Source organism: Marinitoga lauensis (assembly GCF_004135675.1).
GTDB lineage: Bacteria > Thermotogota > Thermotogae > Petrotogales > Petrotogaceae > Marinitoga > Marinitoga lauensis.
The window spans coordinates 246275-259685 of record NZ_QHLX01000002.1 but is presented as its reverse complement, the minus strand read 5'-3'; the positions used below and the strand labels follow the sequence as shown (position 1 = coordinate 259685).

Annotated in this window: 13 protein-coding genes; 4 read left to right on the top strand and 9 right to left on the bottom strand. The window is 28.3% G+C overall.

Annotated elements, in window-relative coordinates:
• Positions 1–280 precede the first annotated feature (280 nt).
• Genes amrA through DJ007_RS04250 form a run of 9 tightly spaced genes read right to left on the bottom strand, consistent with a single transcriptional unit; the run spans position 281 to position 8846 of the window.
• Complete coding sequence (amrA, locus tag DJ007_RS04290; RefSeq protein ID WP_129408479.1) at positions 281–802, bottom strand: AmmeMemoRadiSam system protein A; 522 nt, start codon at positions 800–802, stop codon at positions 281–283.
• A gap of 13 nt (positions 803–815) precedes the next feature.
• Entirely contained in the window at positions 816–1730 is a 915-nt protein-coding gene (gene truB, locus DJ007_RS04285; protein ID WP_129408478.1) for a tRNA pseudouridine(55) synthase TruB, read from the bottom strand.
• Positions 1723–2100 carry a 30S ribosome-binding factor RbfA gene (gene rbfA, locus DJ007_RS04280; RefSeq protein WP_129408477.1) on the bottom strand — a complete coding sequence of 126 codons (378 nt, stop codon included), beginning with the start codon at positions 2098–2100 and terminating at the stop codon, positions 1723–1725. Before rbfA ends, truB begins: the two co-directional genes overlap by 8 nt.
• Positions 2093–3001 carry an HDOD domain-containing protein gene (locus DJ007_RS04275; RefSeq protein WP_129408476.1) on the bottom strand — a complete coding sequence of 303 codons (909 nt, stop codon included), beginning with the start codon at positions 2999–3001 and terminating at the stop codon, positions 2093–2095. Before DJ007_RS04275 ends, rbfA begins: the two co-directional genes overlap by 8 nt.
• Positions 3002–3009: 8 nt before the next feature.
• Positions 3010–4476, bottom strand: a complete 1467-nt coding sequence (locus DJ007_RS04270; protein ID WP_129408475.1) for a sensor histidine kinase — start codon at positions 4474–4476, stop codon at positions 3010–3012.
• A 3-nt stretch (positions 4477–4479) separates the two neighbouring features.
• Entirely contained in the window at positions 4480–4863 is a 384-nt protein-coding gene (locus tag DJ007_RS04265; protein ID WP_129408474.1) for a DUF1667 domain-containing protein, read from the bottom strand.
• Positions 4838–6058, bottom strand: coding sequence for an NAD(P)/FAD-dependent oxidoreductase (locus DJ007_RS04260; protein WP_129408473.1), 1221 nt, complete (start codon positions 6056–6058; stop codon positions 4838–4840). Before DJ007_RS04260 ends, DJ007_RS04265 begins: the two co-directional genes overlap by 26 nt.
• On the bottom strand, positions 6055–7488 hold the full coding sequence (locus DJ007_RS04255; protein ID WP_240739261.1) for an NAD(P)/FAD-dependent oxidoreductase: 1434 nt from the start codon (positions 7486–7488) through the stop codon (positions 6055–6057). The genes DJ007_RS04260 and DJ007_RS04255 overlap by 4 nt, the downstream gene beginning before the upstream one ends.
• A complete protein-coding gene (locus DJ007_RS04250) occupies positions 7485–8846 on the bottom strand; it encodes a fibronectin type III domain-containing protein (RefSeq protein ID WP_129408471.1) in 1362 nt (453 codons plus the stop codon). Before DJ007_RS04250 ends, DJ007_RS04255 begins: the two co-directional genes overlap by 4 nt.
• 146 nt (positions 8847–8992) lie before the next feature.
• Between DJ007_RS04250 and ruvC the strand changes: the two genes are divergently transcribed.
• The 4 genes from ruvC (at position 8993) to DJ007_RS04230 (ending at position 13349) form a co-directional block, all read left to right on the top strand.
• Positions 8993–9466, top strand: coding sequence for a crossover junction endodeoxyribonuclease RuvC (gene ruvC / locus DJ007_RS04245; RefSeq protein WP_129408470.1), 474 nt, complete (start codon positions 8993–8995; stop codon positions 9464–9466).
• A 478-nt stretch (positions 9467–9944) separates the two neighbouring features.
• Positions 9945–10955, top strand: a complete 1011-nt coding sequence (locus DJ007_RS04240; protein ID WP_129408469.1) for a rod shape-determining protein — start codon at positions 9945–9947, stop codon at positions 10953–10955.
• 1 nt (position 10956) lies between these two features.
• The gene (locus DJ007_RS04235; protein WP_129408468.1) at positions 10957–11637 is read left to right on the top strand and encodes a hypothetical protein; all 681 of its coding nucleotides are present in this window, start codon (positions 10957–10959) and stop codon (positions 11635–11637) included.
• Between the two features lie 389 nt (positions 11638–12026).
• Positions 12027–13349: a penicillin-binding transpeptidase domain-containing protein gene (locus tag DJ007_RS04230; protein WP_129408467.1), complete on the top strand. Its 1323-nt coding sequence runs from the start codon at positions 12027–12029 to the stop codon at positions 13347–13349.
• The last annotated feature ends 62 nt before the right edge of the window (positions 13350–13411 follow it).

Sequence of the window (13411 nt, the reverse complement as noted above, 5' to 3'; positions counted from 1 at the left end):
GTGAAATAATGGTTTTTTTTCAATGGGTCTATATTAATTGCTGTTATTTCTCCATAATTTAGAGAATATAATTTACCATTAATATTTTTTCTAACCTTACATATTCCTGTAAGGTTATTTTTATAATACAATTATGAGGGCATAATTGGCATCTAACCATTTTATCTTCTATTTCCTCATAAAACATTGCCTCTTTCACGGAATCACCTTAAACACTTCGCTTCGCGAAGGGTCTGATGTTTTCGCTATGCGGAAGCTTTGCTTCGCGAAGGGTTTTTGTTTAAAAATATCTTTCCACTGTAAATCTATAAATATCATATGGTTCTGATGAGTATATCCCTGCTTTTAATTTTGCTATTCTCAATTGCTCTTCCACTGTATCAACACCTTCAATAGCAGGAAGTAAAACACCTTTTTTCCATCCACTAACAACAATTACACCATAGATATTTGGATCTAATTCTTCTGTAGAATCAACAGGTTCAGGTTCACTTAAAACATCAACACTTACCTGTATTTCATCCAGTTCATCTACAGTAACAGGTGAAAATCTGTAATCTCTTGTAGCCGCTGCTATTCCATTTTCTCTTATTTCCACAGCCAGATTTTCATATACTGGCTCTATTGTTCCGATACATCCTCTTAAATCACCATTAAATTTATGTAATGTTACAAAGCAAGCCGCTCTTCGTGTTAACAATTCTTCTGGTAAATCATCTTTGACATTTATTTTTCTGCCATGTTTTACATAATTTTCAATACAATCTATTGCCCATTTTACATAAGGATGACTTCCTTCCATATCCTCACCCTCTTTATTTAAACACTTTTTTTATTTTAAATACTCTTTCATTTCTTTCCAATCTTTCCAATGTTTCTAAGAATTTAGCATTTCTTTCAGCAATAGCTACTGCAATAAGATTTTTATCTTTATCTATTAAAGAGACCATATCCTCTTTTTTAAATTCATCATATTTTTCAATGTGCTCTAAAAATATATGATTCCCATTCAATGCCCTTCTTAATCCCATTTCATTTAATGTTACTTTTGGAAAGGATAGCATATCAATCATTGGTATAACATCTCTTTCAGTTACCTTTTCTAAATTTACTGCTTTGCTTATATCAAAATTGCCAACTTTCAATCTTCTTAATTCTGTTGTAACTGCACCTACACCAATTTTATATCCTATGTCCATTATTAACGACCTTATATATGTTCCCGAGGACACCACACATTCAAATTCAAATGTACCATCTTCAAAAATTTGTATATTCTCAATATTATATATTTCAACTTCTTTTGGTGGCATTTTTATTATTTTACCCTTTCTTGCAAGTTCAAATAGTCTTTTTCCCTGATATTTTCTTGCAGAATACATTGGTGGTACCTGCATATATTTACCTTTAAATGATAAAATAGTTTCTTCTAATTTATCAATATGTTCTTTTAAAACATTATTTTTTTCTTTTATTTCACCAGTTATATCATATGTATCTGTAACTATACCTAATTTTGCCTTCACATAATATTTTTTATCCTGATGCTGAAGATATTCTAATAATCTTGTTCCTTTATTTATACCAATTATCAATAATCCAGTAGCGAAAGGATCAAGGGTTCCTGAATGCCCCACCTTTTTTGTTGAAAACTTTTTTCTTATAATTTCAACAACATCATGCGAGGTTATTCCTACAGGTTTATCAATTAAAATGAAACCGTTATTCATCGGTTTCACCTTTATCTTCTGAATTTTCATTTTTAGATATTTCATTTAATAATTTATGTATTTTTATACTTTCTTCAATACCTAAATCTTTATGAAATCTAATTTCAGGTATTTTATACATTCTTATGTTTTTTGAAATTACATTCTTAAAAAATCCCTTTGCTTTTGTTAAGACATTTATTATTTCATCTATATCGCCATTTAAAACAGATACATAAACATCTGCATAAGATTTATCACGTGAAAGTTCCACTCTTGTTGCTGATATTATTTTATTTTGTATCCTTGGATCCCTTAAATTGCTTATATTCATATTAATTAATTTCAAAATTTCTGATTCTATCATTTCTCTTCTAAATTCTTTAGCCATTTTTTTCGTCCTCCTCTTTTTCTTCTTCTTCTGTATCTCCTATAAATGTGTCTAAATTGGTAAAATCATTTGATTCGTTTAATTTTTGTTCTAAATTATTTAAAAAGTTCATATATTTTTTTATGTTCATATCAAACTTATTCCATACAACATCTGATGGAACAGGTATATCAAAACATCCTGAATACCCATAATATATTGAATTTATAGATACATTTGCAAGATGAACAATATATACATTCATGGAAAAGGCATCAATCTTTAAGTTTTCAGGATCATCATGAAATGCAGCGGTATATATAACATTTTCTGGTAAATTCCAGTTTTCAAATAAATTTTTCCCCAATGTTTGATGACTCATTACATTTAGCATATTTTCTGCTTTTGAAAATGAAACCTTTTTATATTCTGCAACATTTAACACCATCTCTACTGTTTCTGGTGTAATTATTCCCATTACCATTTTGCCAAGATCATGCAACATTCCACTTAAAAATATTTCTTCTTTATCTGGATAATTGACTATTTGAGCTATTTGCTCTGAAGCTATTGCTACACTAATACTATGCTGCCAGAATTTCTTAGAATCCAGAAATTCAAATTCTCTCCTGAAAAAAGAGTCAGCAACAAAAATCCCAAGAGCTAAATTCCTTACCGTTTTAAATCCAAGAATGTTTATTGCCTGAGATACTTTTGTTATTTTTCTCGGTAATGCATAGTATGCCGAATTACTGAGTTTTAAAATTTTTGCAACTAATGGTGGCGATTGCAAAACAGCACTTTCAAGCTCTTTGGTATTTGATGAAGGGTTAGAAGCTATATCCATTATTCTTTTTAATATAAAATCTGGAGTGGGTAATTCTGATATTTTTTTTATTATTTCTTTCATTGTTGGTGCCATTTATATCACTATCCTTTTTTAAACTCTATATAGAATCTCGTCCCTTTTCCTTCAACACTTTTTAACCATATTCTACCGCCCTGAATTTCTACCAGTTCCTTCACCACTGATAATCCAATTCCTGTTCCTGATATTTCATATGTCAATGATGAATCAACTCTGTAAAATTTTTCAAAGATTTTATCATGATGTTCTTTGGCTATTCCTATTCCATTATCTTCAACTAATATCAATACTCTATCTTTTTCATCTTTTACTGTTATTTTTATAAATTTTAAATCTTTTCTTTTATCAGAATATTTTATGGCATTGTCAATTAAATTAGACAATATTTGTTTTACCCTTGTTCTATCTAAATTAACAATTATATTTTCTTTTGGTAAAACCTTATATAATTTAACCCCATTTATTTCTGCTTTATTCTTATTTGCTATATATATTTCTTCAATTAATTCATTAATAGAAAATTTTTCTTTTTTTATATTTATAGTTTTCATTTCTAATTTTGAAAAATCCAGTATTTCATCAAGTAAATTTTGAAGGTGATCCGCTTCGTTTAATATCGTTTCCATAAAATCTTTTAACGTCTCTGTATCCAATATTTCCAGACTATCAACTATTGACTCAGAATATGCTTTAATAGCTGCCAATGGTGTCCTTAGCTCGTGAGATACTGTCGATAAAAATTCTGTTTTCATCTGATCTATTTTTTTCAATCTTTCAAGTTCTTTTGTTCCTGTAATATCAGAAATTATAACCAGATAATTTTCATCTTTAGTCTTTAAAAAATCTATAGATAAAAAATGTTTTTTTATTTCAAACTCTTTTGTCAGCTTTTCACCAATTACATCCAGATTTATCAATTCACTTTTTATATATTCCAATAACGCATTCCCATAATCACTTTCAAATTTTGAAAAATTAGAGTTGAAAAATATCTTTTCGTACTTTTGATCAAAAACAGCTAATCCACTAATCATTGAATTTAATATTTGATTCAAAAAATCTCTATTTTTTTCTATAACTTCGCTGGTTTTTAAAATTTCCTCATATAACTGAAGATTTTCTATAATTGCAGCTGTTAAAAAGCTCATAATATTTAAGAATAGCATTATTTCATTTGAAATTTCTTCTATATTTGTTTTGCAAATGTAGACTAACATTAATTTTTGTGATTTTGAAAAAGGTAATATTAAAGCATTTTCTCCACTGTCTAATGGGAAAATAGAAATTTTCAAAGATTTAGCTGCCCATGCAGCTAAATCTTTGATTTCTTCTGATATATTTTTATTGTCAATTTCAATATAGTTATCACCATCTGGTTTTAAAAAATATTCTTCTTTTATTGGAATTAACTTATTTATAATTGCGTGTATAGAGTCTTCAATTTGATTTAGACTATTTAACGAACTGAGCTCCATTACAAGGTCAGAAATTTTTGAATATGTTTCAATAACCATATTTTTTGATTCCATGTTTCACAACCTTTCAACACTTCTTGTAACAATTAAATTGGTTCCTGTTTCTAAAAAGTTCTTTATTATTATATCGCCTCTTTTCACTGGAGCCTCGACTTCTAATTTTTCTATTATTTTCATCGCTTCATCAAATAGCCTTAAAGGTATAGCATCAGTGGTTTTTACTGAAGCCAGTAAATATTTACCTTTTTTTACTTTTATACTTGTAACAAGTATTCTATGTGGATCACTTATTTCCTGAATAGCATATTCCCTTCCTCTAGGACATTTATTACCTGATATATTTAAGACTTCCAATTCTTTTGTATACTCAATTTTTACTTTACATCCAAGAGGACACCTTACACATGTAAGTTCCTTAACCAAGTTTTGAGATGAGCTCATCTGCCATCACCTCGATTTCATCTATATTTTCATCAAATGGTTTTAATTTAACCACTATCATTTCTGGCGGTCTTGCTTCATCTTCAATTACTTCAACGTCTAATGGTAACACTTTTATATTTGCTCTATCAAAAACTTTTGATACCCTTATATATAATGTTGATTCCTGCGTTGGATCTATATATATAGGATGAATAACTCCTATATTTTCGCCTTTTCTTACTTTTACTTTTTTGCCCTTTTTATATTCACCTTTAGCATACATTGCTGCATATTTTCCTGCTTTTTCACCTTCTTTTGCTACGTAATCCACCAGGTCAAATATCACAGTACAATTTCCTGCAGCAAATATCCAATCTTCACTTGTTTGATTCGTATTTGAAACTAAAAATCCCGGATCAGTTTCAACAAAATCAACAGGTTTGGTTTGTGGAATAAGCCCAACAGATGTAATTAATGTATCTACTTCAAATTCCTTTTCCGTTCCAGGAATAGGATCCCATTTATAATCTACCTGAGCAGCTATTACTTTTTCTAATCTTCTGTCACCTTCAATTGCAGTAACAGTATGAGACAAATATAATGGAATACCAAAATCTTTCAAACATTGTTGAACATTTCTTTCAAGACCTCCAGGATATGGCATGATTTCCAGTACTGCTTCAACCTTTATTCCTTCGAGTGTAAGCCTTCTTGCCATTATAAGCCCTATATCCCCAGAACCAAGAATTACAGCTTTACTTCCAGGTTTTAAATTTTCAAGATTGATAAATCTTTGAGCCAATCCAGCTGTAAAGACGCCTGTTATTCTTTTTCCTGGAACAGGTAATGAATTAAAATGCCTTTCTCTGGCACCTGTTGCCATAACCAACGCCTTTGTCTCTATTTCATGAATTCCTCTTCTATCAACAAAAATAATTGTCCTGTCATTTCTTACTTCAAGTACATATGTTCCAAATAATATCTCAATATCTTCTAATCTTTCTTTTGCATATTCTTTAAATTCCGGACCTGTTAAATCCTTTTTGAAATATTGTAAGCCAAAACCATTATGAATACACTGATTTAAAACTCCTCCTGTATCCTCATCTCTTTCTAGAAGTATTACATCAACCCCTTCTTTTTTTGCTCTATATGCTGCAGCCATTCCTGCTGCGCCGCCACCTATGACAACAACATCTGTTTTATATTTCATATTCTCACCTTCGCATTCACAATCCATGATCCATCTTCATTTTGATTTATTTCTCTCGGATCTCTTCCAGTATATTCTGCTAATATTTTTAAAATTTTTGCTGTACAAAAACCTCCCTGACATTCTCCAAAAGATGCCCTTGTCATAAATTTAATATCATCTAATGTTCTGGCTCCATTTTTTATAGCATCAATTATTTCTTTTTTTGTCACTTTATTACAGTGACAGATCATTTCTCCAGCATCTGGATCTTTTTGAATAATATCATTCCATTCATTTCTATCAATATGAATCAGATGTGGTGTTTTTTCTATTTCTGGTATATAATTTTCTCTTTTGTATAAATTCATACCTATTTTTTCCTGAATTAAATATTCAACAACATATTTAGCTATTGCAGGTGCTGCGGTTAATCCTGGAGACCTGATACCAGATACATGAATTGCCCCGCTTTTTCCAACATCTATATGAAAATCCTTTTTTTCTGTTTCTGGTCTCAAACCCGCAAATGTTTTTACAAGATGTCTTCTGAAATTTAGATTTGGAACAAGTTTTGTTCCTTTTTCCCTGATTTCATTAAGTCCTTCCCTTGTCGTTGCTGTGTCATATTTGGACAGAACTCTATTGGCATTTGGCCCTACTAAAAATCCACCATCCACTGTTGGTAAAACCAGACAACCCTTTGAAATCCCTGTTGGCACAGGAAAAATAGTTGAATTTACATATTGGAAATCTTTTGATAGTAAAAAATATTCTCCTTTTACAGGAAAAATTTCTGGAACTTCATCACCAAATAATTTAGCCACATCATCTGCGAATAACCCAGCTGCATTAATAACGAGATCAGCAAAATACTCTGATTTATCCTGAAACCTGAGTAAAAATTTTCCATTTTTCTTTTCAACTTCAACAAGACGTTTTTTTATTAATGTTCTTCCACCATTTATTCTAACTGACTTTGCTGCTTGCATGGCAACTATCCACGGATCAAAAATACCTGCTATTTCACAAAATAACGATCGTTTGGCTTTAGGATTAATATTTTTTTCCATTTCAAGTAATTCAAGTTTTTCAACTACTCTAACCTCTTTTACACCATTTTTCTCTGCTTTTTTTACCAGTTCATAAATATATTTGGTTTCTTCATCTTCAATAGCAACAACATGTGACCCCACTCTTTTTAAATCAAAATTCAGTTCTTTTTGCAATTGTGTATATAGCTGATTCCCTTTATAACATAATTGAGCTCTTAAACTTCCTGGTGGATCATCATATCCACCATGTAGAATCGCAGAATTAGATTTTGTTACCCCCATACCAAAATTTGTTTTTGCTTCAAAAAGCCATACATCTTCTACATATTTGTTCAGTTCCCTTGCTATAAGGGTACCTACTATTCCCCCACCTATTACGGCAATCAAAAAAATCACTTCCTTCCTGAATTATTCATCTCCATAAATTTCAAATTATCAGAATAATAATAAATAAGATTATTGTATAGTTTTATCGTTTTGATTTTTTCTTTTAAATAAGTATAATCAAGAAGATCAAAATCCATATTATATACATATATTTCATTGTTAAAGGTTAAAAAGGCTATTTTATTTTTGTATATATCATATGAAGTTATTTTTGATAATGCTAATTCTTTTTTATAATATATCATTCCATTTTTGTATTCACATTTTATCAATTTATCTGCCAGCACAATAATAGCCATTTTATCATCATTATAAATTATTTTTTTTAATTGTTCTATTCCTTTTTTGGCATATATTTTATAGTTTTTATCCATTAATACCAGATTATTTTTTGATAAAAGAATTATACTAAAATCATTTGAAGATACGGATATAAAATCGCCTATAATTTCTTTTTTTAAAAAAGGATAGTAAGGATTTGTTATATCAAAAACCTTTAAACCCTCTCCATTTACCACATATAATAATAGTTCATTTTTTCCTTTTTCTATATGATAGTCCTTTATATTTTTAACAGTAATTTCAGATGTCTTTTTTCCGCTTTTATGAACTATTTCTATTCCATTTTCTGTTTTTAATATAATAAAATTTTTATATTCATAAAATGATTCTATATCGTTATTTAAAGTATATATAGGCTTTTTCTCAAGATATTCACCATATGTTTTTATTTCGTATATTGTATTTTTTAGATTCATTAAAAAGTTAAAAGGTTTTGTGGAAAAAATGTATGGTCCAAATGTATATTTATTTTCAAATTCATCATTTAATATTATATACCATTTATAATTCGTTCCTGGAATCAAGTTCATAGTGTATTCATTTTTAAAAAGTTTTTTTTCGATGATTTTTTCATTATTTTTATACAATATGATGGTTATTGTATAATTTATAGAATAATTTAGATTCCATTTAAAAATAACATTATCTGGTTCTAAATCATGTTTGAAATTTGGATATACATTTTTTATCTCTGGTTTTTTCAATTGTAGATAAAACCTGAATATTTCAGATTCTATAATATCGTTTTTTGTATATACTTTTATTTTCCAATAATAATTTTTATTAGGCTTTAAGCCTTTTATTATATACTTCGTTTTTTCTCCATTATATATTAATTTTAAGCCTTTTTCGTTTTCACCAAAATATAGACTATAGTAATTTGCTTTTTCGTTTATATTCCATGATAGAGTCAAAAATTTATTATATTCAACTACTTTAAAATTAGATGGATTTATTTCCCATATTATGTTTGAAAATGAAATAGTTACCAAAAATAGAAAATAAATGATCAATATCTTTTTCATATTTACCTCCATTTATCTTAAATTCAATTTAATTATAACACAAAAGTTGCTTTGGAATTGCGTATTTTGACGAAAAAAATTAGATGTTTTTTTTATTTCATGATATAATTCTGATAGGAATAGAAAAAGAAAAAATGAGGTGAATAATGCGAATATTGGGAATTGATCCAGGATATGGAAGAATTGGATTTGGAATTATTGAAAAAATCGGTAATAATTTTAGATTAATAGATTTTGGCGTTATAGAAACTGATAAAAAAGCTGATTTAAATGCCCGACTTCTTGAGATTTTTGATAAACTTAATAATTTAATTAAAGAGTATAATCCTGATGAATCAGCAGTTGAAAGCCTTTTTTTCTTCAAAAATGTAAAAACTGCTATTCAGGTTGGTGAAGCTAGAGGCGTTATTTTATTGGCTTTACAGAAAGCAAATATCCCTATTTTTGAATATACTCCTTATCAGGTAAAACAGGCCATCACAGGTTATGGAAGAGCAGAAAAAGGTCAGATTCAAAGAATGTTGAAGGTAATTTTTAATCTAAAGAAAAATCCTACACCTGATGATGCTGCAGATGCGCTTGCTATTGCCTTTTGTCACGGAAATTATAGAAGGTCATAACTTTTAATAATTCTTAAACTCTTCCCTTCGTGAAGGAGTTTTAAAAAATTTTTTATTATAATTATTTTTTAATATATATATCCTTTAGAGAAGCGAAAGAATAGAGCGAATTTAGAGTCTTCATTCACTTTATTTTTTATTCCATTTATATTTTATATTTGTTTCTTTAATTATATTAATAATAGTCAAAATAAAATAAGAAAAATAATATGAACGAATCCTTGAAAATTCCCGAAAAAATGTGAATGAAGCCTGTCAATTTTGCATGGATGCAAAATTGAGTGAAGCCGAACATGGATGTGAGTCTGAACGGCAGGCAGGAATGAACATTTTTGAGGATTTAGAATTTTCACCCGATGAGCGAGTATTATTTTGATTATTTTATTTTGTTCATAATTACAAAGTTTAGAAATTATTTTGTCAAAAGACTTGTAATGTGGTATAATTTGTAAAACAAAAAATTTCAGGAGGATTTGAAATGAGAGCGAATATTGGTATAGATTTGGGAACTGCTAATACTTTAGTTTATGTAAAGGGAAAAGGTATTGTTGTTAACGAACCATCTGTTATTGCTATAGAAAAGGATACTAAGGAAATTTTAACTGTTGGAAAAGAAGCAAAAAAAATGATAGGTAAAACTCCTGCTAATATAATAGCTGTTAGACCATTAAAAGATGGTGTTATTGCTGATTATAATACTGCATTGGCTATGTTAAAATATTTTATAAATGCCTCTGTTGGATCATTCACTTTTTTTAAACCAACTGTAGTAGTTGGGGTACCAACTGATGCTACAGAGGTCGAAAGAAGTGCTTTACACAAAGCAACATTAGATGCTGGAGCTGGAAAAGCTTTTTTGATTGAGGAAGCAATGGCAACAGCCATTGGAGTTGGATTAAATGTTGAAGAACCGTCAGGAAATATGGTTGTTGATATTGGTGGAGGAACAACGGAAATTGCTGTTATTTCTCTTGGAAGTATCGTTCTTTCAAAATCTATTAGAATAGCCGGTGATGAGCTTGATGAAGCTATTATAAATTACGTTAAAGATAAAGCCAGTCTTCTTATTGGTGAAAGAACAGCAGAAAAAATTAAAAAGAGAATAGGTAATACCTGGCCCAATGAAGATTATGATAATGAAGAAATTGAAATTATTGGGAGAGATATCTTATCCGGTCTTCCAAAAAATATAATATTAAAAGGTTTTGAAATAAGGGAGGCTATAAGCAATCCCGTTTCAAAGATTGTGGAACAAATAAAATTGACTGTTGAAGAAACACCACCAGAACTTTTAACAGATATTGTCATGAAAGGTATATATCTCTCCGGTGGTGGTGCATTATTAAAGGGTTTAAAAGAATTAATCGAACATGAAACCAAAATCAAGGTTATTGTCGCAGAAGATCCTTTAACTGCTGTTGCCAGAGGAGCTGGTATGGTACTTGATAAAATTAAAATTTTAGAGAATTTAGCTAAATTACAGAGGTAATATGTTTAGAAAATTTATATCTTATACTATAATATTGCTATTTATTTCAATAATCTCTACATTATTCCCTTATATTAATTCTATTATATCCAGAGTAAATTATCCTCTGGATATTGTTTTTTTTGAAATAAGAAATAATTATTTATTATTAACTAAAAATGCAGAATATTTAGAAAATTTGGATAATATTATATCTGATTATACCAGATATATACAGATTAAAAATGAAAATATAGATTTAAAATTATCTTTAATCCCGGGGATTTTTATAAATGAAGATACCAAATATTATTATGTAAAAACAAGCAAAGATGTGAAAAATAATGAGATTGCATTTACTAAAAATGGAATGATTATTGGTTTTGTAGATAGTTCTTTAAAAAATAATAAAGTAATTAAAAAATTAGGATGGGGTAATCACGAAATTTTTGGTTCATATAAGAATATTGAACTATTGATAAAAGAAAGTGGCAATGGAAATATTTTCATAAATATTCCAGAAGGTTTTTCTGTTTTTGATAATGGAGAAGAAGTCACTTTAACCATATCAAAATCAAATTGGATAAACAGAACATTAATAATAAAAGGAAAAGTTTATAAAAAATCTAACACTATTTATTATTTATATCCAACAAAATTAGACGATAAAATTATTCTTTTTAGTGAATTTGGGGTGAAATGATGTCATATATTTATATTGTTGTTATGACTTTAATATCTTCCTCATGGATAGATGGATGGGAGATGTATTATTTTTTTCTTTTCCTATAATATTTTTAGTAGTTCAATATTTGTTTAGAGAAAAGATGTATTTTTTTGCTTTATTATATTCTGTTATATATTTTGCATCTAAATACGATATTGGTTTAATGACTATTATCTTTTTTATTTTAACAATCTCTTCATTTCATATTTTTGAATTTTTAGAAAAAAGCTATTTAAGAAGCCTTTTTAGCTCTTCCATACCATTGTTTTTTCTGGCTTTTATAAACAAAAATTTCTACGTGTTATTAATTTCATATATTTTACTTTCTATTACTCATTTTATCATCACTGGAAGGATCGGTAAAAATGACAGAATCGAGATTTAAATTACTAATTATACTATTTTTATTTTCTTTTATTATTTTAATTTCAAGAACTATTTATATACAGATTTTTAATCATGCAAAATATGCAAAGGAAGTAGAAGAACTAAGTACAAAAATTATAACCCTGAATCCTATAAGAGGAAATATTTATGATAGAAATGGTGTTTTATTAGCCTGGAATGAAAAAGTATATGTTATTGAAAACTATAGGGAATCTTTTTCAGAAAAAGATATTACATTATTGAAAAAAGCTTTTTCAAACATTACAGAATCTCCCGAAACGCTTATTGATAAATTAATTTTTCAAAAAAGAATTACAGTTAATCTTACTCCAGCGAATATAAAACTTATTTCAACTATAAAAGGAATAAGAATTTCTGAAAAATTTATTAGAAAATATAAAGATAATACTATATACCCTATTATTGGTTATGTTAACTCTGAAGGTGTTCCTTTATATGGTGTTGAAAAGGTTTATAATAACATTCTGGAAGGAAAACCAGGTTATCAGATTGTGAAAATTACACCCGGAGGACGTATAGATAAGGTTTTAGAAACCGTTGTTCCTATAAAAGGTAAGGATTTATATCTTACTATTGACTATAAATTACAAAAATTTATATATGATGAAATGGAAAAATATAAAAAACCCGGTGCCGTAATAATGTCAGATCCAAATAATGGAGAAATTTTAGCTCTTGTTAGTTATCCATCCATAGAACCAAATTTATTTTCTTCTGGTTTATCGATTCAGGATTGGAAAAAAATTATATATGATACAAAACAACCTTTAATTAATAGAGCAATATCATCTGTGTATGCTCCAGGGTCAGTTATTAAACCTTTTTTTGCACTTGTAGGTCTGGAAGAAGGCATTTCTCCTGAAGCTACCATTTTCTGTGATGGAAAATTTGAATTAAAAAATTCTCAAAATAAAGTTATTGCGGAATATTATGATTGGAATATTTTTGGACATGGTGTTACTGATCTTGTAAAATCATTAAGGGTTTCCTGTAATTTATATTACTATAATCTTGGTTTAAAACTCGGTATTGATACTATGAGCTCATATGCTAATGTATTTAAAATAAATCATAAAACTGGTATTGACTTAACAGGAGAAGTTGCTTCTGTTTTTCCAAGTCGCTCATGGAAAAAAGAAAAATTTGGAAAAGATTGGTTCATTGGAGAAACAGTTTTAACTTCAATTGGTCAGGATATATGCAATTTACACCTATTAGTATTCTCAGATTATACAATATACTATCAACAAAAGGGAAATACTATAAATTTCATGTTTTAAAAAATATGTCAAAAATATATCAGAAGAAGCTGTAAATTATGAAAAAAATTAGATTTTGTTTT

What these genes read in the sequence shown, in the direction of transcription:
- DJ007_RS04250 (WP_129408471.1), bottom strand. Translation starts at nt 8,846, where the DNA reads ATGAAAAAGATATTGATCATTTATTTTCTATTTTTGGTAACTATTTCA.
- amrA (WP_129408479.1), bottom strand. Translation starts at nt 802, where the DNA reads ATGGAAGGAAGTCATCCTTATGTAAAATGGGCAATAGATTGTATTGAA.
- DJ007_RS04260 (WP_129408473.1), bottom strand. Translation starts at nt 6,058, where the DNA reads ATGAAATATAAAACAGATGTTGTTGTCATAGGTGGCGGCGCAGCAGGA.
- rbfA (WP_129408477.1), bottom strand. Translation starts at nt 2,100, where the DNA reads ATGGCTAAAGAATTTAGAAGAGAAATGATAGAATCAGAAATTTTGAAA.
- DJ007_RS04270 (WP_129408475.1), bottom strand. Translation starts at nt 4,476, where the DNA reads ATGGAATCAAAAAATATGGTTATTGAAACATATTCAAAAATTTCTGAC.
- ruvC (WP_129408470.1), top strand. Translation starts at nt 8,993, where the DNA reads ATGCGAATATTGGGAATTGATCCAGGATATGGAAGAATTGGATTTGGA.
- DJ007_RS04230 (WP_129408467.1), top strand. Translation starts at nt 12,027, where the DNA reads ATGACAGAATCGAGATTTAAATTACTAATTATACTATTTTTATTTTCT.
- truB (WP_129408478.1), bottom strand. Translation starts at nt 1,730, where the DNA reads ATGAATAACGGTTTCATTTTAATTGATAAACCTGTAGGAATAACCTCG.
- DJ007_RS04240 (WP_129408469.1), top strand. Translation starts at nt 9,945, where the DNA reads ATGAGAGCGAATATTGGTATAGATTTGGGAACTGCTAATACTTTAGTT.
- DJ007_RS04265 (WP_129408474.1), bottom strand. Translation starts at nt 4,863, where the DNA reads ATGAGCTCATCTCAAAACTTGGTTAAGGAACTTACATGTGTAAGGTGT.
- DJ007_RS04235 (WP_129408468.1), top strand. Translation starts at nt 10,957, where the DNA reads ATGTTTAGAAAATTTATATCTTATACTATAATATTGCTATTTATTTCA.
- DJ007_RS04275 (WP_129408476.1), bottom strand. Translation starts at nt 3,001, where the DNA reads ATGGCACCAACAATGAAAGAAATAATAAAAAAAATATCAGAATTACCC.